The sequence below is a fragment of the Streptomyces cinnamoneus genome (assembly GCF_014650495.1).
GTDB lineage: Bacteria > Actinomycetota > Actinomycetes > Streptomycetales > Streptomycetaceae > Streptomyces > Streptomyces cinnamoneus.
Window position 1 is genome coordinate 1 of sequence record NZ_BMVB01000025.1, and the last position, 17,560, is coordinate 17,560.

Sequence of the window (17,560 nt, forward strand, 5' to 3'; positions counted from 1 at the left end):
ACGGCACGCTGACCACCGCAGCCATCGTGATCTGGCTCCGCGATCTCATCAAAGAGCCATCGGACACGCCCTAGCCCCGACCCGGCCTTGGCCGGCCTTGGCCGCTCCCGCCTGGCCGGTCTGGCCCGACCTTGCCCGGCCTCGCCTGGCTCGGTTTGGCCCGACCTGGCCCACTCGGCTGGCTTTGCCCGTCTGCCCAGCCCAGCCCGGCTCGGCCCGGTCCAGCCCGGCCTTGCCTGTTCCGACCTGGCCGGTCCGGCCCGGCCTTGCTCGGCTTCGCCTGGCTCGGGCTGATCTGGACCCGACGTGGCCCACCCGGCTGGCTTTGCCCGTCCGCCCGTCCGCCCGTCCGCCCGTCCGCCCGTCCGACTCGGCCTGGCTTTGCCCGGCCCACTCGCCGGGCCCAGCCCCACGCGGGTGCCACCCGGCCCACCCGTCCGGCCAGGGCCACGCGGGCCCCACCCGGCCCGACGTCGGCCGAGCCGGGCCCGGCGCGCACTGATCCCGTCCAGTCCGGCCCGGCTGATCCGCCGGGCAGCCCCTGGCGCGTGGCGGATCAGCCGGGCAGTCCGCCGCAGTGGGTGGGGACTCCGCCGGGCAGTCCGCCTGCGTGGGTCGGGGACTCCGCCGGGCAGTCCGCCCGCGTCGGCGGGGGCTCCGTCGGCCGGTTCCTACCGTGGGCGGGGGACTCCGCCGGAGAGGAGTTGCCACAGGAGTTCCTCGTCCGCCTCGGTCAGGCCGTCGGCGAAGCGGCTCAGCACGACCTCCCGGTCGGTGCGGCCGTCGAGGATCTTGTGCATGCGGCGGGCGGCGAGCCCGGCTTCGTCGGTGAGGGGCGCGTAGGCGTAGGCGCGGCCGCGGGGGGTGCGGGTGAGCACCTCCTTGCCGTGCAGGCGGGAGAGGATCGTGACCACCGTGCTGTAGGTCAGCTCGCCCGGCAGCGTGGCCTGGACCTCGCGCGGGGTCAGCGGTGCGCCCGCCCGCTGCAGTGCGGCGAGGACCTCGCCCTCCAGGGCGCCGCTCGCCCGGCGCCGGCCCTGGCGCACGGTGACGGCGGGTGTGGGCGTTGCCATGTCTTCGGTGCGTTCCTTCTCTTGATCTTTTCTTTACCTCTACAGAAGTGTAGAGGAATCCCCTGCCGTACGGCGACCTGACGGACCTTCAAGTTCCGGTTATGGCAGACTCGCCGCATTATCGAGCGGAATACGTAGAGACAGGCGTTCGGGCGAGGCGGGGCATGGCAGGCAAAAGGGGACAGAGTGGGTCATATATCAGCAAGTACTCGGCCTCTGCCCAGGGTCGCCGCCGGCGGGATGCGCCCCGCCGGGCCCTCCTGAAGCGGCTGCGCCCGGCCTACCCCCGCCCCGGGCGGACCGGCGCCCGTCGCTGGATACCGTCCTGGCGGCAGGCGCTCGGACTCCTCGGCACCGTCGTCGGCGCGCTCGCCGTCACCGTGGGGTGCCTCTACGCGACCACCGAGATACCCGAGGACCTCAACGCCTTCGCCACCCAGCAGGACAACGTCTACTACTGGGCCGACGGCTCCGAGATGGCCCGCACCGGCCCCGTCGACCGGCAGGACACCGCCCTCGACAAGGTCCCCGAGAAGGTGCGCTGGGCGGCCCTCGCCGCCGAGAACGAGACCTTCTACTCCGACAGCGGCGTCTCGCCCAGCGGCATGATGCGCGCCGTCACCCGGATGGTCACCGGCGGCGACACCCAGGGCGGCTCGACGATCACCCAGCAGTACGTGAAGAACGCCTACCTGAACCAGCAGCAGACGCTCAGCCGCAAGCTCACCGAGATGTTCATCGCCATCAAGCTCGACAACAGGATGAGCAAGGACGACATCCTGGAGGGCTACCTCAACACCAGCTGGTACGGCCGCGGCAGCTACGGCATCCAGCGCGCCGCCCACGCCTACTACGGCAAGGACGTCTCGAAGCTGAACGTCAGCGAGGGCGCCTTCCTCGCCTCCCTCCTCAAGGGCGCGGCCCTGTACGACCCGGCGGCCGGCGCCAAGAACCACGAGCGCGCCGTCGAGCGCTGGGAGTGGATCCTCGACCGGATGGTCGCCATCGGCAAGCTGTCGCCGAAGGAGCGGGCCACCTACACCCGCTTCCCCGAACCCCAGGCCCCGCCCCGGCCCGCCGGGCTGAACGGGCAGACCGGCTACCTCGTCGACACCGCCCGGGCCTACGTCCGCGCCCACACCGAGGTCTCCGACGCCGACTTCGACCTCGGCGGCTACCAGATCCGCACCACCTTCGACAAGGGCCGCGTCGCGGACCTGACCAAGGCCGTCGGGCAGGCGCGGGCGAAGCTCGACCCCGAGAGCCGGGAAGCCGACAAGAACGTCCGTATCGCCGCCGCCTCCGTCACCACCGACGGCCGCATCGTCGCCCTCCACGGCGGCCCCGACTACCTCAAGCAGGGCTTCAACGACGCCAACTCCACCGTCGTCCCCGCCGGCACCACCTTCGCCCCCTTCGTCTACGCCGCCGCCCTGCGCGACGGCATCCAGCGCGAACGCGGCGGCACACGCTCCCCGGTGACCCCCGCCACCGTCTACAACGGCGACGACAAGGTGGCCGTGCGCACGCCCGAGGGCCCGTACTGGGACCGCTCCGGGAAGATCGTGAAGGCCGTGAACGACAGCAACAAGTCCTGGGGGAAGATCACGCTGAAGGAGGCCGTCTCCCAGTCCGTGAACTCCCCGGTCATGCAGCTGGGCATGGACGTGGGCCTGGACCGGGTCGGCAAGGCGGCCGTCGACTGCGGCCTGCTCGCCGAGAGCCTGGGCAGCAAGGTGCCCGCCTTCTCCCTCGGCACCAGCACGCCCAGCCCCATCCGCATGGCCGTCGGCTACGCCACCTTCGCCGCCAAGGGCATGCACACCGAGCCGTACTCCGTCACCGCCCTCAGCCGCAACGGCGACGCCGTCCGCGTCGACAAGCCCACCGCCACGCGCGCCCTGCCCGCGAGCGCGGCCCGCGCGGTCGACGACGCGCTGCGCGACGCCGTCCAGCGCGGCAGCGGCTCGGCGGCGAAGGCCGCCGGGGCCGGCGCGGCGGGCAAGGCCGGCACGGGGCCGGACAACAAGTCCGCCTGGTTCGCCGGCTACCGCGGCACCACGGCCACCGCCGTCTCGCTCTTCCGCATCGACCCCGCCTCGCAGGAGGTCCTGCCGCTGGACGGGCTGGGCGGCGCCCCCGCCTCGGTGCGCGGCAGCACGCACCCGGCCGACATCTGGACGCAGTACATGGGACGGCCGGGCAGCTGATCACCGGGTCCCGCCCGGGGGAAGCGCCCTCCGGGCGGCCCCGGGCGGGCTGCCACCCGGAGGACGTCTCCTACGTGATGAACGTCTTCTACTTGATGAACGTCTTCCAGTCCGGCGCCTGCGCCGGGTCCAGGGTCCGTAGCTTGGCCAGCACCTTCGGGTCCTGGGCGTCCAGCCAGTCGGCCACCTGCCGGAAGGAGACACAGCGCACCCCGTCGCGGCGGCAGACGCTCTTCATGACGTCCTCCATGGCCTTCATGTAGATGCCGCCGTTCCAGGTCTCGAAGTGATTGCCTATGAACAGCGGCGCCCGGCTGCCGTTGTAGACGCGCTCGAAACCGTTCAGGTAGCCCTCCCGCGTGAGCTTCTGCCACTCGGGACGCTTGGCCGGGTCACCGTTGGTGTTGTCCCCGGACTGGTTGTACAGGAAGTTGAAGTCCATCGAGAGCACCTGGCGCTCGCTCTGGGGGTAGGGCAGCAGCTGCAGGGGGAAGTTCCAGATGCCGTCGATCTTCGACGGCCACAGCTGGAAGTCACCGGGCGAGCTGGCGTCGTAGCGCCAGCCGAATTCCTTCGCCGCGGGTATCAGCGTCTTCTGGCCCTCCAGACAGGGGGCCCGGCCGCCCACGAGCTCCTTCTTGTAGTCGAAGGGCAGCGGGTCGAGGTTCTTGAAGCCGGTGTTCGTCTTCCAGTTCTGGACGAAGGAGTAGGACTGCTCGATCTCCTTCTTCCACTCGTCCATGGTCCACTCGCCGCCCCCGCCCTTGCCGCAGAAGTGGCCGTTGAAGTGCGTGCCTATCTCGTTGCCCTCCCGCCACGCACCGCTCAGCTGCGCAAGGGTGTCCTTGATGTGCGCGTCGGAGGTGAAGTCGATGGCGGCCTCGCCCGCGTCGTGGCGCGGGGGCAGGTACTTCTTCCGGTCCGCCTTCGGCAGCAGGTAGATGCCCGTGAGGAAGTACGTCATCTGGGCGTTGTTCGCCTTGGCGACCTGGCGGAAGTGGGAGAACAGCTTGTCGTCGTTCTCCAGCGCGCCGTCCCAGGAGAAGACGACGAACTGAGGGGGCTTCTCGCCCGGCTTCAGCTTCTCCGGCTTCGCCACGTTCGGCTGCGGGCCGGTGTACGACGTCGAGCCGTCACCGAGGACGTGGACCTTGCCGTCCCACTTCTCCTCCTCCGGCTTCTTGCCGTCGGACCCGTCCGTCGCCGCGCCGCCCCGCGGCGCGGAGGACGCCGAGCCGGCCTCCTTGCGGCTCTCCTCGCCGGTGTCCCCGCGGGTCAGGCCCACCACGAGTGCCGCCGCCACGCACACGGAGCCCAGAGCCGTCGCGCCGTACAGCGACTTCGTCGCCCGGTACACAGGCTTCTTCGACAACTTCGGACTCCCTGACGCCAGTACACATGTTCAGGGGCCAGTATCACAGGCGAGTGTGACAGTTCCGTAGCGAGGGATGATCTGCCGCCACCGTGCACGAACCGGGCGCGATCTCGGTGAGGGCGGGGGCTCGGACGCCATCGGCCGGGGCGCGGTCGGCAGCCGCCAGGGGTTGCCGTCCGGCGAGCGCCCCCGCGCCCCCGTGATCAGTTCGAACAGGGGCCGGAACCGCCGGATGCCTCCTTCGAGGCGCGGCGGTACTCGGCGTTTATGCGCTGAGCCTCTTCGAGCTGGTCCTCGAGGATGACGATGCGGCAAGCGGCCTCGATCGGGGTACCCCGGTCGACGAGTTCGCGGGCGCGGGCGGCGATCCGCAGTTGGTAACGGGAGTACCGGCGGTGTCCGCCCTCCGAGCGCAGCGGAGTGATCAGACGAGCCTCACCGATGGCCCGGAGGAAGGCTGGGGTCGTGCCGAGCATCTCGGCGGCCCGGCCCATGGTGTACGCGGGGTAGTCATCGTCGTCCAGGCGATCGCTGAGTGGTGTGTCTGCTGTCATGTCACCTCGTTGTGCAACGCGTCGAGGGGCCCTGGTGCCGTACGGCACCAGGGCCCCGAAGGAAATTCAACACCATCCGTCGGCCCTAATGCTCTGCCGACCTTCTGTTTCCGCTACCCGGCCCGTGAGGGGCGAGGTGCGGGGATCGCGGCTGCCTGACCGGGGACCACCATCCAATCGGGGTCTTGCGGTACCCGGACCGGGAGCTTCCCGGACCGGGCGATCCTGATGGCGTCTGCTCCTCCGTCCTTGCTGTGAACCGAACACCGGGTGAAACGGGTACTGCGGTACTGCTTCGGTGATGCCGGTGGCGGCCCCTCGGCCTGCGGGCCGCCCGGTGCGGTTCCCAGCCCCGTCGCCGTTCTGCGAACACCTTGGCTTCGGAGCTCCGGACCCGCACCGCCCTGCGAACTTCGCCTACTGCTACCCGCCAGTTCGTGTCTGCCGGGTCTCTCTTGACCGTGTCGACGAGAAAAAGACTAACGGTGCCGGGAGGCAATGTCTACGCTGACAAACACAGATTTTGGCGTGCGCGGGCCGCAGGTATCGGTGACCTGCGACAACGGCGCCGGACCCGGTCGTCGGGGCCGTGAAAAAGCGGTGAGGGCCTGCCGACGCGTGTCGGCAGGCCCTCACAAGGCTTTTTGGTGGCGGTCTACCGCCCGTCGTCACCCCTCAGGGGAGGCGCTGCCTCCGAGCAGCGCCGACGCCGTCCGGAGCACGGCGGGGACACCCGGCGCCGCCGCGGGGCGATCGTGGCAGGTGAAGCCGAGGCGGGTCAGGGCCCGGACCACTTCGCCGCCGGTGAAGTCGCGGCGGTCCTGTCGGGTGATGACCTGGCCCACTTGCTTGACCGGGTAGCGGCGGCGGCCGATGGTCACGGACTCGTCCGTGACGAGCTCGGGCGCGACGCCCTTCATCGAGGCCACCACCCCGCTCGCGGTCAGCTCGAACGGGTAGCGGGCGATGACACAGCGCATGATGCCTCACAGTGCAGAGGAAGACGGGCCGACCTGGCGAGGTGGGGGGATCAGCGGGCGGGGGCGAGGACGTCCGGGGTGCGGCCGCGCTCACCGACGGCCCGGGCGCCGGGCGGGACGAGCGGTCCGGCGAGGATGTCCCGCAGGCGGAGCCGGTCCGTGTAGGTGAGGCTGCCGCGGAGAACGGTGAGCCGGGCCAGGGTGATCAGGCCGGTGCTCTGGTCGTCCCCGTCGCAGAGGACGAGGTGATCGACGCGGGCGCCGGCCATGAGGGCCAGAGCCACCTCGACCGTCATGTCGTCACGGACCCGTGGTCCGGACGCGTCCCTGTCGTCGGCCACGGCCTTGGGGGAGGAATCCACGCCGTGCTGCTGCTGCGTTCGCGACGGTGTCATACGCGCCTCCTGGCGGAAAGCGGAAAGGGGTGGGCTTGTGATCACAGCGTGCTACGCGGCCGAGCCGAAGGCGGTTTGCCGCCGTGGCCCGCCGGACCCCGCTGCACCGACGGGCCGGCCCTGGCCGGCGTGGCCCCGGCGCCCCCGGCGGACCCGGGACGGGGAAGACGGCCCGCGGCGGCGCTCCCCGTCCGGCGCGGTGATGACGACCGGGACACCGGAAGGGGCCTGGGCGCCTGTGATGCGGCTCAGCTCCGCCTCGCCCGAACGCACCTGGGCGACCCGGGGGGTGATGCCCGCCGAGACCATCAGCCGGCTCATCTCGCGACGCTGACCAGGGGTCACCAGGGTGACGACGCTGCCGGACTCGCCGGCGCGGGCCGTGCGGCCGCCGCGGTGCAGGTAGTCCTTGTGGTCGCCGGGCGGATCCACATTGACGACCAGGTCGAGGTCGTCGACGTGGATACCGCGCGCCGCGACGTTGGTCGCCACCAGTACCGTCACATGCCCGCTCTTGAACTGGGCCAGGGTCCGCGTGCGCTGCGGCTGGGACTTGCCGCCGTGCAGGGCCGCGGCGCGGACACCGCTGCTCAGCAGGTGCTCGGTCAGCCGGTCCACCGCGTGCTTGGTGTCGAGGAACATGATCACTCGACCGTCCCGCGCCGCGATCTCGGTGGTCGTCCGGTGCTTGTCCGCGTCGTGCACGTGGAGGATGTGGTGCTCCATCGTGGTGACCGCGCCCGCGGACGGGTCGACGGAGTGAACCACCGGGTCCGTCAGGTAGCGGCGGACCAGCAGGTCGACGTTGCGGTCCAGAGTGGCCGAGAAGAGCATCCGCTGCCCGTCGGGACGCACCTGGTCGAGCAGGGCGGTGACCTGGGGCATGAAGCCCATGTCGGTCATCTGGTCGGCTTCGTCGAGGACCGTGATGCCGACGTCGTCCAGCCGGCAGTCGCCTCGATCGATGAGGTCCTTGAGCCGCCCGGGCGTCGCGACGACCACCTCGACCCCGGTGCGCAGCGCACCGGCCTGCCGTCCGACGGGCATCCCGCCGACGACGGTGGTCAGCCGCAGGCCCACGGAGCGGGCGTACGGGGCGAGCGCGTCGGCGACCTGCTGGGCGAGCTCCCGGGTGGGGACGAGGACGAGGGCGAGCGGCTGCCGAGGCTCGGCACGCCGTCCCCCCGTACGGGCCAGGACGGCGAGGCCGAAGGCGAGGGTCTTGCCCGAGCCGGTGCGGCCCCGGCCGAGCACGTCACGGCCGGCCAGGGAGTTCGGCAGGGTCGCCGCCTGGATCGGGAACGGTACGGTCACGCCTTCGCGGCCGAGCGTGGCCAGCAGCCGTGCGGGCATGTCGAGATCGGCGAAGGCCCCGACGGCGGGCAGCGCAGGCGTGATCGTCTTCGGCGGCGCGAACTCGCCCCGCACGGCCTGTCGCTTTCCGTGGGCCTTGGAACGGCGCGGGCCGCCGGAGCGGTTGGCGGCGCCTCCTCCGAAGCGGTCACGTGTGTGGGTGGGGCGGGAACGCTTCATGCGGAACCTTCCTTGACGGGCACGTGGCAAGGAATTCCCGCAGCAGGCGATCGGCGCAGAGAATCTCGAGAGACGAGCCGGATGTGAAATAAGCCGGGTCGGACCGGTGGAACGTGTCGCCGGCCGGATATGCGGTGGAGCCGTCCGCCGCGCGCCCTGAAAAGCGGCGAGCCGGGGCCCGCACCCCAGTGGTGCGGGCCCCGGCTGCGAGGTACGTCGGCGACAGGTGTCAGGCGATGACGATGTTCTCGGCCGTCGGGCCCTTCTGGCCCTGCGCGATGTCGAACGACACCTTCTGGCCTTCCTGCAGTTCGCGGAAGCCCTGGGCGCTGATGTTCGAGTAGTGGGCGAAGACGTCGGCGCCGCCGCCGTCCTGCTCGATGAAGCCGAAGCCCTTTTCGGCGTTGAACCACTTCACGGTGCCACTGGCCATGTCATTTCTCCTCGGGAGACGGTGTCGGGAATTCACCCTGCGCGAATTCCGTGTCGCCGTGATGATTACCCCGTAGGAAATGAACCTTCTGGCAACCACACCTGCAACTGGGATCGACGGTAGCACGGTGCGAACGGCCTTGCACGGTCGATAATTCTGCTCCGGCCGGCGGCCGACAAATATTCGACAGGACCCGCGCCTATTTTCTCGTGTCACGGGAACAGATATCGATCCCCGTGGGCGCGGCCTTTTCTGCCCCGAGGCGTTCGCGCACCCCCGTGACCTCTGTCGACGGGAGACGTGCCACTGCCCCTCTGGTCAGCGGATGGCGCAGTGGACGGAGACGCCGAAACCGCCCGTCGCGACGAGGGTCACATCGCCGGCGAAGCGTGCGGCGGCCGGTGGCCGGCACCCATCCGACGTGCACGGTGTCGCCGCCCGCAGGCACCTTTCGGGGGATGACGGGCCGGCGGCCGGGGTGCACGGTGACGCGGGTGATGCGGCCCCGGACCGCGTCGAGGACGGACGCGAGCGGGGGGAGCTCGGCGGTCAGATCGCGGGTGTGGGGCCACCAGGCCCCGTCGAGCAGACCCGCGAGCGGGGTCTTCGGTGTGAGCGACAGACGCACCGGGGCCCTGGGGCGCGTTCGTGCGACGAGGTGCGTTCGAGGATCGTGGTCATGGCGCGGCCCCGTCGCCTCGGTCGTCGCCGCGCGCCCGCTGCTCCTGCGTCCGAACGCACAGGCAGACCGTCTACTGGCGTCGAAGGCGCGGGAGGGGGCAGAAGCGCTCGCCGCCCTCGACTGCAACAGTTGGCCCGGGCGCGATCTCGGTGAAACCGGCGTCCCGCACCACCGGCAGGCCGCTCGTGGCCAGCTCCGCCCACTGCTGCGGCGCCGCGGTCCGCACGGACAGCGCGAAGCCGTCCTCGCGCCACGCCTTGCGCGCCGCCTCGTCCAGCGCCCACCACGCCAGCTGTGCCCCGTGCCCGGCCTGCGCCATGGCCTTGCCCGCCGACATCTCCAGCTCCGGGTTCAGCCACAGCACCGGCCGGTCCGGATCCGGTGCCGTGGGCGGCTCGGGGTCGTCGAGGTGCGTGCCCGACACCTGCAGCTTGACCAGCTCCTTGGGCCAGCCGTCCAGCGGCACGGGAGGGAAGACCCGCACCTCGGCGGCCGTGCCGGTCACCGTGATGCCCGGCAGCCCCGACGCCTTGCGCCACTCGCCACCGCGCGCCCGCCGGACCACCTTGCGGATGCGGGCGTCCTGCCAGTCCCGCACGGCCTGTGCCCACGCACCGTCCTCCGCCGTCGCCCGCTCGTCGGACAGCAGCACGAGCACCGCACGGGCCGCCGTCTCCAGGGCGTCGGTACGGGCGGGCGGATCGGCCCGCTCCATGCGGACGACGAGCGGCAGGACGAACTGCGGAGCGCTGTCGCGGGGGTCCTCAAAGGCATCGGAGCTGGTCACGCCCCCACGCTACCGTGGTGCCCATGAGACTGATGGGGGTCGGGCGCCGCTATGGACTCGGGGGCCCGTGGGTGCTGCGCGACGTGGACCTCGACGTCCCGGCCGGCGCCCTGCTGCGGATCGAAGGCGCCAACGGCAGCGGCAAGTCCACGCTGCTCCGGCTGATCGCGGGCATCGACGTGCCCAGCGCGGGGCGGGTCACGGACCGGCCGCGCACCGCCTACGTCCCCGAACGCTTCCCGCCCGCACTGCCCTTCACGGCCGTCGGCTACCTCACGGCGATGGGCCGCGTCCACGGCCTGGGCCGCGCCGCCGCGGCGCGGGCGGCCCGGGAATGGCTGGAGCGGTTCGGAGCCGGCCACCACGCCCGTACGCGCCTGGCGGAACTCTCCAAGGGCACCAGCCAGAAGGTCGCCGTCGCCCAGGGCCTCCTCGCCGCACCCGGCCTGCTCGTCCTCGACGAGGCGTGGACCGGCCTCGACCCGGCCTCCCGCACAGTGCTCGACGGGGCCGTCGCCGACCGGGTCGCCGCAGGAGGCACGGTCGTCTTCGTCGACCACGACCCGCGCCGGCTGGCCGCAGCGGCGGACGCCGTCCACCGGGTGGAGGCGGGGCGGCTGCGGCAGGTGGAGACGGCCGCGGCGCGCTCCGGCCCCCTGGTGCGGATCGAGGCGGAAGGCGCGGCCGGAGCCGTCCTGCCGCAGGGCCTGCCGGGCGGGCCCGTGGCGGAGACCGCCGCCGCACCCGGCGACGGGGAACGCCCCCTTCTCCGGCTGAGCGTCGGCGCGGCACACTCCGACGCCCTGCTGACCGCCCTCCTCACGGCCCGTCCGCCGTGGCACATACGCACCCTGACCACCGAACAGGGCACCACCGAGCACGCGACCACCGGGAAGGGGCTCCACCGATGACCGCCCTGCTGCGGTACCAGGCCGTGCTGCTGCTCCGCTCGCACCGGTGGCTGCCGCCGCTCCTGTTCCACGTCGCCGTCGTGGCCGTCGGCGTCAGACCGGGCGAGCCGGTCCTCGACTCCTTCGGCTGGGCGGCCGCCGGACTGCTGCCCGTGGCCGCCTGGCTGGTGCGGGTGTGCGTCACCAACGAGCCGCCCTCGGCCCGGGACTGCGCCGCCGCCGTCGCCGGACCGTGGCGGGTGCACCTGGCCGGGGTGCTCACCGGGCTGCTCGCCGCCGTCCTGCTGGGCGCCGCCACGACGGCGGTCGTCGCCGCGATCGGCGACCCGCGCAGCGCCGACCACCGGGTCGGCGTCCCCCTGGGCACGGCGGCCCTGGCGGGCCTGGTGACCTCGCTCGTCTGCGCCCTGCTCGGCACGGCCGTGGGGGCGCTGTGCAACCGCCCGTTGCTGCGGAGCACGGCGTGGGCGGTGCCGGGCACGCTGCTGGTGGCCTTCGCCGCGCTGCTGACCGCGGGCTCCCCGGCGCGGGCGGCGGTCACCGGGCTGGTGACGGGGTCGCACAGCGGAACGGCACAGGTGCCGTGGGGGGCGCTCGCCCTGGCGGCCTGCTGCGCGGCGGGTGCGACGGCCGTGGCGTGCGCGGCGAGCGGGCGACGCGGCTGAGGTCCCGTCAGCCTCCTTTCGTTCAGGGGCTTATACGGACACCGCGGGCGGAGAAAACCGGTGGACCGTGCGGAGCGTCGGCCCTACGGTGCGGGAGCCATCCCTCCCCGAGGAGTTTCATGACAGAGCTGGTCGTCCGCGCGCTCACCGAGCACGACACCGCCCTCTTCACGTCCCTGTCCGTCCCCGCCGTCGTCGGCCGCGCCGCCTTCGGCCACACCTATGTGCCCGTCCACGAGGGCGGCGAGTACCGCCCCGACTGGACGTGGGTCGCACTGCGCGACGGCACGGTCGTCGCCCGGGCCGCCTGGTGGGGCGCGCCGGACGACACCGCGCCCAAGGTCCTCGACTGGTTCGACTTCGCCGAGGGCGAGGAGGAGGCCGCGGCCCACCTGCTGCGGACCGCCCCGTTCCGGACGGAGTTCAGCCTGCTGACGCCGCCCGGCTGGCGCGACCGGCCCGCGATACGGGCCACGGCCGAGGCCCGCATCGCGGCGGCCACGGCCGGCGGACTGCGGCCGCTCGTCGAGCGCTACCGCTACGAGTGGACGCCCGCCTGTGGCCTGCCCGGGCGCCCGGGCAGGCTGGAGTTCCGGCCGGAGCCCGCCGACGTCGTCGTACGGGACGTCGTACGCCGCACGATGCAGGGCACCCTGGACGAGCACGACCGCCGCAACATCGCCGAGCACGGCCTGGAGGCGGCCCTCGACGATGCCATGGGCTTCCTCGACTGGCTGCCCTCGCCCCGCGAGTGGTGGAAGCTCGCCCGCACTCCCGAGGGCGAGGTCGTCGGCATCCACGTGCCCGCCCGCAACCCCTCCGGGCCCTGCGTCGGCTACATCGGCGTGGTGCCCGAGCACCGCGGCCGCGGCTACGCCTACGACCTGCTGGCCGAGTGCACCCACGACCTGGTGGCCGAGGGCGCCGAGCGGATCACCGCCGCGACCGACCAGGGCAACCTCCCCATGGCCGCCACCTTCGCGAAGGCGGGCTACCCCATCACGCAGGAGCGCATCGACCTCGTGCCGTGAGCCCGTATCGCGGGCGGCCGCCGGGCGGCACCATGGACAGGACGGCACGTTCTCCGGGACCTTCGTCGGGAGTCGGGGGTCCGGAGTCGAGAGGAGCCGCTCGTGCTGTTCGAGGTGTGGGCACCGGAGGCCGCACGGGTCGCCCTGTGGGCGGACGGCCGTACGCACGCGATGGAACGCGACCCGGTCCGGGCCGGCTGGTGGCTCCACGAGGCCCCCGCCACGGACGGCACCCGCTACGGCTTCTCCCTCGACGGCGGTCCCGTCCTGCCCGACCCGCGCGCGCGTCGCCTGCCGGACGGCCCGGCCGGGCCCGGCGCCGTCGTCGACTTCTCCCGCCTCCCCCGGCGGCACGACTGGCCGGGCCGCCCGCTGCCGGGCGCCGTGCTCTACGAACTGCACGTCGGCACGTTCACGCCCGAGGGCACCTTCGACGCGGCGGCCGGACGACTGCCCTACCTCGCCGCCCTGGGCATCACGCACGTGGAGCTGATGCCCGTCTGCCCGTTCCCCGGACGGCACGGCTGGGGGTACGACGGGGTGGCACCGTGGGCCGTGCACGAGCCCTACGGCGGACCGGCCGGACTGATGCGCTTCGTGGACACGGCCCACGGCCTGGGCCTGGGCGTCGTCCTCGACGTCGTGCACAACCACCTGGGCCCGTGGGGCAACCACCTGCCCGCGTACGGGCCCTACTTCACCGACACCCACCACACGCCGTGGGGCGCGGCCGTCAACCTCGACGCCCCCGGTTCGGCCGAGGTGCGGGCGTACCTGACGGGCAGTGCGCTGGCCTGGCTGCGCGACTACGGCCTCGACGGGCTGCGCCTGGACGCCGTGCACGCCCTGGCCGACACCGGGCCCAAGCACTTCCTCGCGGAGCTGTCGGCCGCCGTGGACGCCCTTGCCGCCCGGCTGGGACGGCCGCTCTTCCTCATCGCCGAGTCCGACCTGAACGACCCCGTCACCACCACCCCCCGCCCGGCGGGCGGCCTCGGCGTCCACGCACAGTGGAACGACGACTTCCACCACGCCCTGCACACCCTGCTGACGGGCGAGTCCGGCGGCTACTACGCCGACTTCGCCGCCGACCCCGCGCACGCCCTCGCCAAGACGCTGCGCGGCGGCTTCTTCCACGACGGCGGCCACTCCTCCTTCCGCGGCCGCGCCCACGGGCATCCGCTCGACCCCCGCGCCACCCCCGCGCACCGGCTCCTGGGCTATGCCCAGACCCACGACCAGGTCGGCAACCGCGCGCTGGGCGACCGCCTGTCGGCTCGGCTCTCCCCGGGCCTGCTGGCCTGTGCCGCGACGCTCGTGCTGTGCGCGCCCTTCACCCCGATGCTCTTCATGGGCGAGGAGTGGGGCGCCCGCACCCCCTGGCAGTACTTCACCGACCACCCGGACCCCGGGCTGGCGGAGGCCGTACGCACGGGACGCCGCCGGGAGTTCGCCGCCCACGGCTGGCCGGCCGAGGAGATCCCCGACCCGCAGGACCCGGCCACACGCGACCGTTCCCGCCTGGACTGGAGCGAACCGTTGCGCGAGCCGCACGCCGCCCTGCTCGCCTGGTACCGCCGGCTGATCGCCCTGCGGCACGCCGAGCCGGCCCTCGCCGATCCGCAGTGGGCCTACGGCGCCCTGACGGTCACGCCCGGGGGCACGGTGTCCTTCCGGCGCGGTCCGCTCCTCGTCGCCGTCAACACCGCGGGCCGGCCCGCGTCCGTCGCGGTGGGCCGGCCGGCCTGCGGGGAAGTCCTGGCCGCGTGGCGGCCGGTGGACCTCCCCGGCGCGGACGGGCTCCTCACGCTCCCGCCGGAGTCGGCCGCCGTCCTGCGGTGCGCCGGCCGGTTGCGGGCCCCGGCGGCCGGGGTGACGCTGGAAGGGGCGTGACCGCTCCTTCGTGAGCGCGGTTTCCGAAGCGCCGGGTGCGGCGCGCCGCGCCGGAGGAGTGAGGACCATGCGCACGCTGCTGAGGGCCCGGATGGACACCCGTGCGGGGAACGAGGCGCTCCGCGACGGCACGATGTCGAAGGTCGTCGAGGAGATGATCGAGCGTCTCCACCCGGAGGCCGCCTACTTCACCGCGCTGGACGGGGGCCGCACCTGCCTCCTGGTCTTCGACATGGAGGACTCCTCGCAGATGCCCGCCGTCTGCGAGAAGCTCTTCACGGAGATGGAGGCCGAGGTCGAACTGCACCCCGTGATGAACGCGGACGACCTGAAGAAGGGCCTCGCCGCGCTGCGCTGACCGGCCTCAGCCCTCTTCCGGCTCCAGCCGCAGGGAGATGGAGTTGATGCAGTACCGCTGGTCCGTGGGGGTGGGGTAGCCCTCGCCCTCGAAGACGTGACCCAGGTGGGAGCCGCAGCGGGCACAGCGCACCTCGGTGCGGACCATGCCGTGCGAGCGGTCCTCGACGAGCTCGACGGCAGAGCTGTCCTTGGGGTCGAAGAAGCTGGGCCAGCCGCAGTGGCTCTCGAACTTCTCGGTGGACCGGAACAGCTCCGCGCCGCAGGCCCGGCATCCGTAGACGCCGGCGGTCTTCGTGTCGGTGTACTCACCGCGGAAGGCGGGTTCGGTGCCGGCCCGGCGGAGCACCTGGTACTCCGCCGGGGTCAGCTCGGCGCGCCACTGTTCGTCCGTCTTCTCGACCTCGTACGCCATGTCGCGCGCCCTTCTGCAGTGCGGTCTTCTCGCCGCCGGTGTCAGTTCTCCAGGCGGGCCAGGATCTTCGGACCGAGGTCCGTGACGTCACCCGCGCCCATCGTCAGAACGAGATCACCGGGGCGGGCCATTCCCGCGACGACGTCCGGGACGGCCGCCATGTCGTGCTCGGCGCGCACGCCCGCGCCGGCCTTCTCGGCCGCGTCGATGATCAGGGCACTGGTGATGCCGGGGATCGGGTCCTCGCGGGCCGGGTAGATGTCCAGGACCACGGAGGCGTCGGCCAGGGCCAGGGCCTGCCCCATCTCGGTGCCCAGCTCCTGGGTGCGGCTGAAGAGGTGCGGCTGGAAGACGACGAGGACGCGGGAGCCGGCGGCGGCGCCGCGGATGGCCTCCAGGTCGGCGGTCATCTCGGTGGGGTGGTGCGCGTAGGAGTCGATGACCTGCACGCCGTTCGCCTCGCCCTTGAGCTGCAGGCGGCGCTTGACGCCGGTGTACTTGCCGAGCGCGGAGGCGAGGTTGTGCGCCGGGATGCCGAGGGCGACGCCCGCGGCGAGGGCGGCGACGGCGTTCAGCGCGTAGTGGCGGCCGGGCACCGAGACGGCGAAGGTGAGCATCCTGCCGTTCAGCAGGACGGTGACCTCGCTGGCCAGGCCGCGCGGGGTGACCTTGAGGACGCGCACGTCGGCGTCCTCGGCCTCGCCGTAGGTGACGATCTCGATGTCGTGGCGTCCCGAGACGCGCGCGGTGAGCTCGCGGGCGCCGGCCTGGTCGGCGGAGACGACGAGCGTGCCGCCCGGGCGGATGCGGCCGACGAAGGTCTCGAAGGACTCGTAGATCTCGTCCATCGACGCGTAGTTGGCGTGGTGGTCCAGCTCCACGTTGAGGATGATCGCGACCTCGGGCGCGTACTTGTGGAAGCTGCGGTCGCTCTCGTCCGCCTCGGCCACGAAGATCTCGCCACCGCCGTGCCGGGCGTTGGAGCCCGGGCCGTGGAGGTCGCCGCCGATGGCGTACGACGGGTCGAGCCCGAGGGCGTCGAGGGAGACCGCGAGCATGGACGTCGTGGTCGTCTTGCCGTGCGTGCCGGCGACCGCGATCGGGCGCAGGCCGTCCATCAGGCGGGCCAGCGCGTCCGAGCGGTGGACGACGGGGATGCCGCGCTCGGCGGCGGCGGCCAGCTCGGGGTTGTCGGCGCGGATGGCGCTGGAGACGACGACGCAGCTGGCGTCCTCGGCGAGGTGGCCGGCCGCGTGCCCGATGTGCACGGTGGCGCCGAGCTCGCGCAGGGCGCCCGCGGTCGCGGACTCCTTGGCGTCGCTGCCCGCGACGGCCGCGCCGCGCTGGGCGAGGATCTTCGCGATGCCCGACATGCCGGCGCCGCCGATGCCGATGAAGTGCGGTCGGTCCATCGTCGTGGGGACGGCCGGTGCCATGTGCGGTACTCCTGGAGGTCGGCGGGTGTGGCTACGGGACCGATTCTTGCACCCGCCGCGGCCGGCTCGGTCCGCCCCCGTCACACCGCCCGGATCAGCCCCGCCGCCAGGCCCGCCGCGACGGCCGCCGTGCGGCTGTCCACGCCGAGCTTGCCGTAAATGTGCACGAGGTGGGTCTTGACCGTGGCCTCGCTGATGAAGAGCCGCCGGGAGATCTGCCGGTTGGCCAGGCCCTCGGCCACCAGTGCCAGGATCTCCGTCTCGCGGGGCGACAGGGCGGGCCGGCCGCCGGAGCGCACCCGGCCCAGGAGGCGGGCGGCCACGGGCGGGGCCAGCACGGTCTCGCCGCGCGCGGCGGCGTGGACGGCGGCCGCGACCTCCTCGGGCGGCGCGTCCTTGAGGAGGTAGCCGGTGGCGCCGGCCTCGACGGCGGCCAGGATGTCGGCGTCGGTGCTGTAGGTGGTCAGGATCAGCACGGCCGGCGCCCCGGGCCGGGCGGTGATGCGCCGGGTGGCCTCGACGCCGTGCATGCCGTCGCCCATCTGCAGGTCCATGAGGACGACGTCCGGCCGGACCCCGGCGTCCAGCAGCCGCAGCGCCTCGGCACCGTCGGTGGCCTCGTCGGCCGCCTCCACGTCGGGCAGCTCGTCGACCATGGCGCGCAGCCCGCGCCGGACGACGGGATGGTCGTCGACCAGCAGGACACGGATGACGCCCCCGGCGGGACGGCCCCCGCCGTGCCCCGCGCTCATGCGGCCGGCCCCCGGTCCGCGGCCGTCCGGAACGACGCACCCGCGGGCGGTACGCCGTCGGGCACGAATCGTTCCGCT

Annotated in this window: 18 protein-coding genes; 6 read left to right on the top strand and 12 right to left on the bottom strand. The window is 72.9% G+C overall.

Going from position 1 to position 17,560, the window contains the following annotated elements:
• Positions 1–671: 671 nt before the first annotated feature.
• Complete coding sequence (locus IE182_RS26435; protein WP_190112458.1) at positions 672–1,073, bottom strand: BlaI/MecI/CopY family transcriptional regulator; 402 nt, start codon at positions 1,071–1,073, stop codon at positions 672–674.
• Between the two features lie 164 nt (positions 1,074–1,237).
• On the opposite strand from IE182_RS26435, the gene IE182_RS26440 reads away from it, so the two are divergent.
• Positions 1,238–3,283, top strand: coding sequence for a transglycosylase domain-containing protein (locus IE182_RS26440; protein ID WP_190112459.1), 2,046 nt, complete (start codon positions 1,238–1,240; stop codon positions 3,281–3,283).
• An 88-nt stretch (positions 3,284–3,371) separates the two neighbouring features.
• Here IE182_RS26440 and IE182_RS26445 read toward each other — a convergent pair whose 3' ends face one another.
• The 8 genes from IE182_RS26445 to IE182_RS26475 form a co-directional block, all read right to left on the bottom strand.
• A complete protein-coding gene (locus IE182_RS26445) occupies positions 3,372–4,655 on the bottom strand; it encodes a polysaccharide deacetylase family protein (RefSeq protein ID WP_229845125.1) in 1,284 nt (427 codons plus the stop codon).
• A gap of 206 nt (positions 4,656–4,861) precedes the next feature.
• A complete protein-coding gene (locus IE182_RS26450; protein ID WP_190112460.1) occupies positions 4,862–5,212 on the bottom strand; it encodes a helix-turn-helix domain-containing protein in 351 nt (116 codons plus the stop codon).
• A gap of 668 nt (positions 5,213–5,880) precedes the next feature.
• The gene (locus tag IE182_RS26455; RefSeq protein ID WP_190112461.1) at positions 5,881–6,192 is read right to left on the bottom strand and encodes an SCO5918 family protein; all 312 of its coding nucleotides are present in this window, start codon (positions 6,190–6,192) and stop codon (positions 5,881–5,883) included.
• A gap of 50 nt (positions 6,193–6,242) precedes the next feature.
• Entirely contained in the window at positions 6,243–6,587 is a 345-nt protein-coding gene (locus IE182_RS26460; protein WP_190112462.1) for a CBS domain-containing protein, read from the bottom strand.
• 51 nt (positions 6,588–6,638) lie between these two features.
• Positions 6,639–8,120 carry a DEAD/DEAH box helicase gene (locus tag IE182_RS26465; RefSeq protein WP_190112463.1) on the bottom strand — a complete coding sequence of 494 codons (1,482 nt, stop codon included), beginning with the start codon at positions 8,118–8,120 and terminating at the stop codon, positions 6,639–6,641.
• Between the two features lie 229 nt (positions 8,121–8,349).
• Positions 8,350–8,553: a cold-shock protein gene (locus IE182_RS26470; RefSeq protein ID WP_190112464.1), complete on the bottom strand. Its 204-nt coding sequence runs from the start codon at positions 8,551–8,553 to the stop codon at positions 8,350–8,352.
• 199 nt (positions 8,554–8,752) lie between these two features.
• Positions 8,753–9,181, bottom strand: a complete 429-nt coding sequence (locus IE182_RS32870; RefSeq protein ID WP_373303619.1) for a DUF5994 family protein — start codon at positions 9,179–9,181, stop codon at positions 8,753–8,755.
• 124 nt (positions 9,182–9,305) lie between these two features.
• A complete protein-coding gene (locus IE182_RS26475) occupies positions 9,306–10,022 on the bottom strand; it encodes a peptidyl-tRNA hydrolase (RefSeq protein WP_229845126.1) in 717 nt (238 codons plus the stop codon).
• Between the two features lie 23 nt (positions 10,023–10,045).
• On the opposite strand from IE182_RS26475, the gene IE182_RS26480 reads away from it, so the two are divergent.
• The 5 genes from IE182_RS26480 (at position 10,046) to IE182_RS26500 (ending at position 14,880) form a co-directional block, all read left to right on the top strand.
• Positions 10,046–10,933, top strand: a complete 888-nt coding sequence (locus IE182_RS26480; protein WP_190112465.1) for an ATP-binding cassette domain-containing protein — start codon at positions 10,046–10,048, stop codon at positions 10,931–10,933.
• Positions 10,930–11,598, top strand: coding sequence for an ABC transporter (locus IE182_RS26485; RefSeq protein WP_190112466.1), 669 nt, complete (start codon positions 10,930–10,932; stop codon positions 11,596–11,598). The genes IE182_RS26480 and IE182_RS26485 overlap by 4 nt, the downstream gene beginning before the upstream one ends.
• Positions 11,599–11,717: 119 nt before the next feature.
• Positions 11,718–12,629: a GNAT family N-acetyltransferase gene (locus tag IE182_RS26490; protein WP_190112467.1), complete on the top strand. Its 912-nt coding sequence runs from the start codon at positions 11,718–11,720 to the stop codon at positions 12,627–12,629.
• Positions 12,630–12,731: 102 nt separating this feature from the next.
• Positions 12,732–14,522 (top strand): malto-oligosyltrehalose trehalohydrolase, encoded by a 1,791-nt coding sequence (gene treZ, locus IE182_RS26495; RefSeq protein ID WP_190112468.1) that lies wholly within the window; start codon positions 12,732–12,734, stop codon positions 14,520–14,522.
• Positions 14,523–14,589: 67 nt separating this feature from the next.
• The gene (locus tag IE182_RS26500) at positions 14,590–14,880 is read left to right on the top strand and encodes a hypothetical protein (protein ID WP_190112469.1); all 291 of its coding nucleotides are present in this window, start codon (positions 14,590–14,592) and stop codon (positions 14,878–14,880) included.
• A 6-nt stretch (positions 14,881–14,886) separates the two neighbouring features.
• Here the strand turns inward: IE182_RS26500 and msrB are convergent, their stop codons facing one another.
• The 3 genes from msrB to IE182_RS26515 form a co-directional block, all read right to left on the bottom strand.
• Complete coding sequence (msrB, locus tag IE182_RS26505) at positions 14,887–15,294, bottom strand: peptide-methionine (R)-S-oxide reductase MsrB (RefSeq protein ID WP_190112470.1); 408 nt, start codon at positions 15,292–15,294, stop codon at positions 14,887–14,889.
• A gap of 41 nt (positions 15,295–15,335) precedes the next feature.
• Positions 15,336–16,730, bottom strand: coding sequence for a UDP-N-acetylmuramate--L-alanine ligase (murC, locus tag IE182_RS26510; protein ID WP_190112471.1), 1,395 nt, complete (start codon positions 16,728–16,730; stop codon positions 15,336–15,338).
• Positions 16,731–16,810: 80 nt separating this feature from the next.
• The gene (locus IE182_RS26515; RefSeq protein ID WP_190112472.1) at positions 16,811–17,482 is read right to left on the bottom strand and encodes a response regulator; all 672 of its coding nucleotides are present in this window, start codon (positions 17,480–17,482) and stop codon (positions 16,811–16,813) included.
• Positions 17,483–17,560: the final 78 nt, after the last annotated feature.

Excerpts from the sequence above, each read along its gene's own strand:
- IE182_RS26470 (WP_190112464.1), bottom strand. The coding sequence starts at position 8,553 with ATGGCCAGTGGCACCGTGAAGTGGTTCAACGCCGAAAAGGGCTTCGGC.
- IE182_RS26515 (WP_190112472.1), bottom strand. The coding sequence starts at position 17,482 with ATGAGCGCGGGGCACGGCGGGGGCCGTCCCGCCGGGGGCGTCATCCGT.
- IE182_RS26450 (WP_190112460.1), bottom strand. The coding sequence starts at position 5,212 with ATGACAGCAGACACACCACTCAGCGATCGCCTGGACGACGATGACTAC.
- IE182_RS26485 (WP_190112466.1), top strand. The coding sequence starts at position 10,930 with ATGACCGCCCTGCTGCGGTACCAGGCCGTGCTGCTGCTCCGCTCGCAC.
- msrB (WP_190112470.1), bottom strand. The coding sequence starts at position 15,294 with ATGGCGTACGAGGTCGAGAAGACGGACGAACAGTGGCGCGCCGAGCTG.
- IE182_RS26500 (WP_190112469.1), top strand. The coding sequence starts at position 14,590 with ATGCGCACGCTGCTGAGGGCCCGGATGGACACCCGTGCGGGGAACGAG.
- IE182_RS26460 (WP_190112462.1), bottom strand. The coding sequence starts at position 6,587 with ATGACACCGTCGCGAACGCAGCAGCAGCACGGCGTGGATTCCTCCCCC.
- IE182_RS26480 (WP_190112465.1), top strand. The coding sequence starts at position 10,046 with ATGAGACTGATGGGGGTCGGGCGCCGCTATGGACTCGGGGGCCCGTGG.
- IE182_RS26455 (WP_190112461.1), bottom strand. The coding sequence starts at position 6,192 with ATGCGCTGTGTCATCGCCCGCTACCCGTTCGAGCTGACCGCGAGCGGG.
- murC (WP_190112471.1), bottom strand. The coding sequence starts at position 16,730 with ATGGCACCGGCCGTCCCCACGACGATGGACCGACCGCACTTCATCGGC.
- IE182_RS26435 (WP_190112458.1), bottom strand. The coding sequence starts at position 1,073 with ATGGCAACGCCCACACCCGCCGTCACCGTGCGCCAGGGCCGGCGCCGG.
- IE182_RS26440 (WP_190112459.1), top strand. The coding sequence starts at position 1,238 with ATGGCAGGCAAAAGGGGACAGAGTGGGTCATATATCAGCAAGTACTCG.
- IE182_RS26465 (WP_190112463.1), bottom strand. The coding sequence starts at position 8,120 with ATGAAGCGTTCCCGCCCCACCCACACACGTGACCGCTTCGGAGGAGGC.
- IE182_RS26490 (WP_190112467.1), top strand. The coding sequence starts at position 11,718 with ATGACAGAGCTGGTCGTCCGCGCGCTCACCGAGCACGACACCGCCCTC.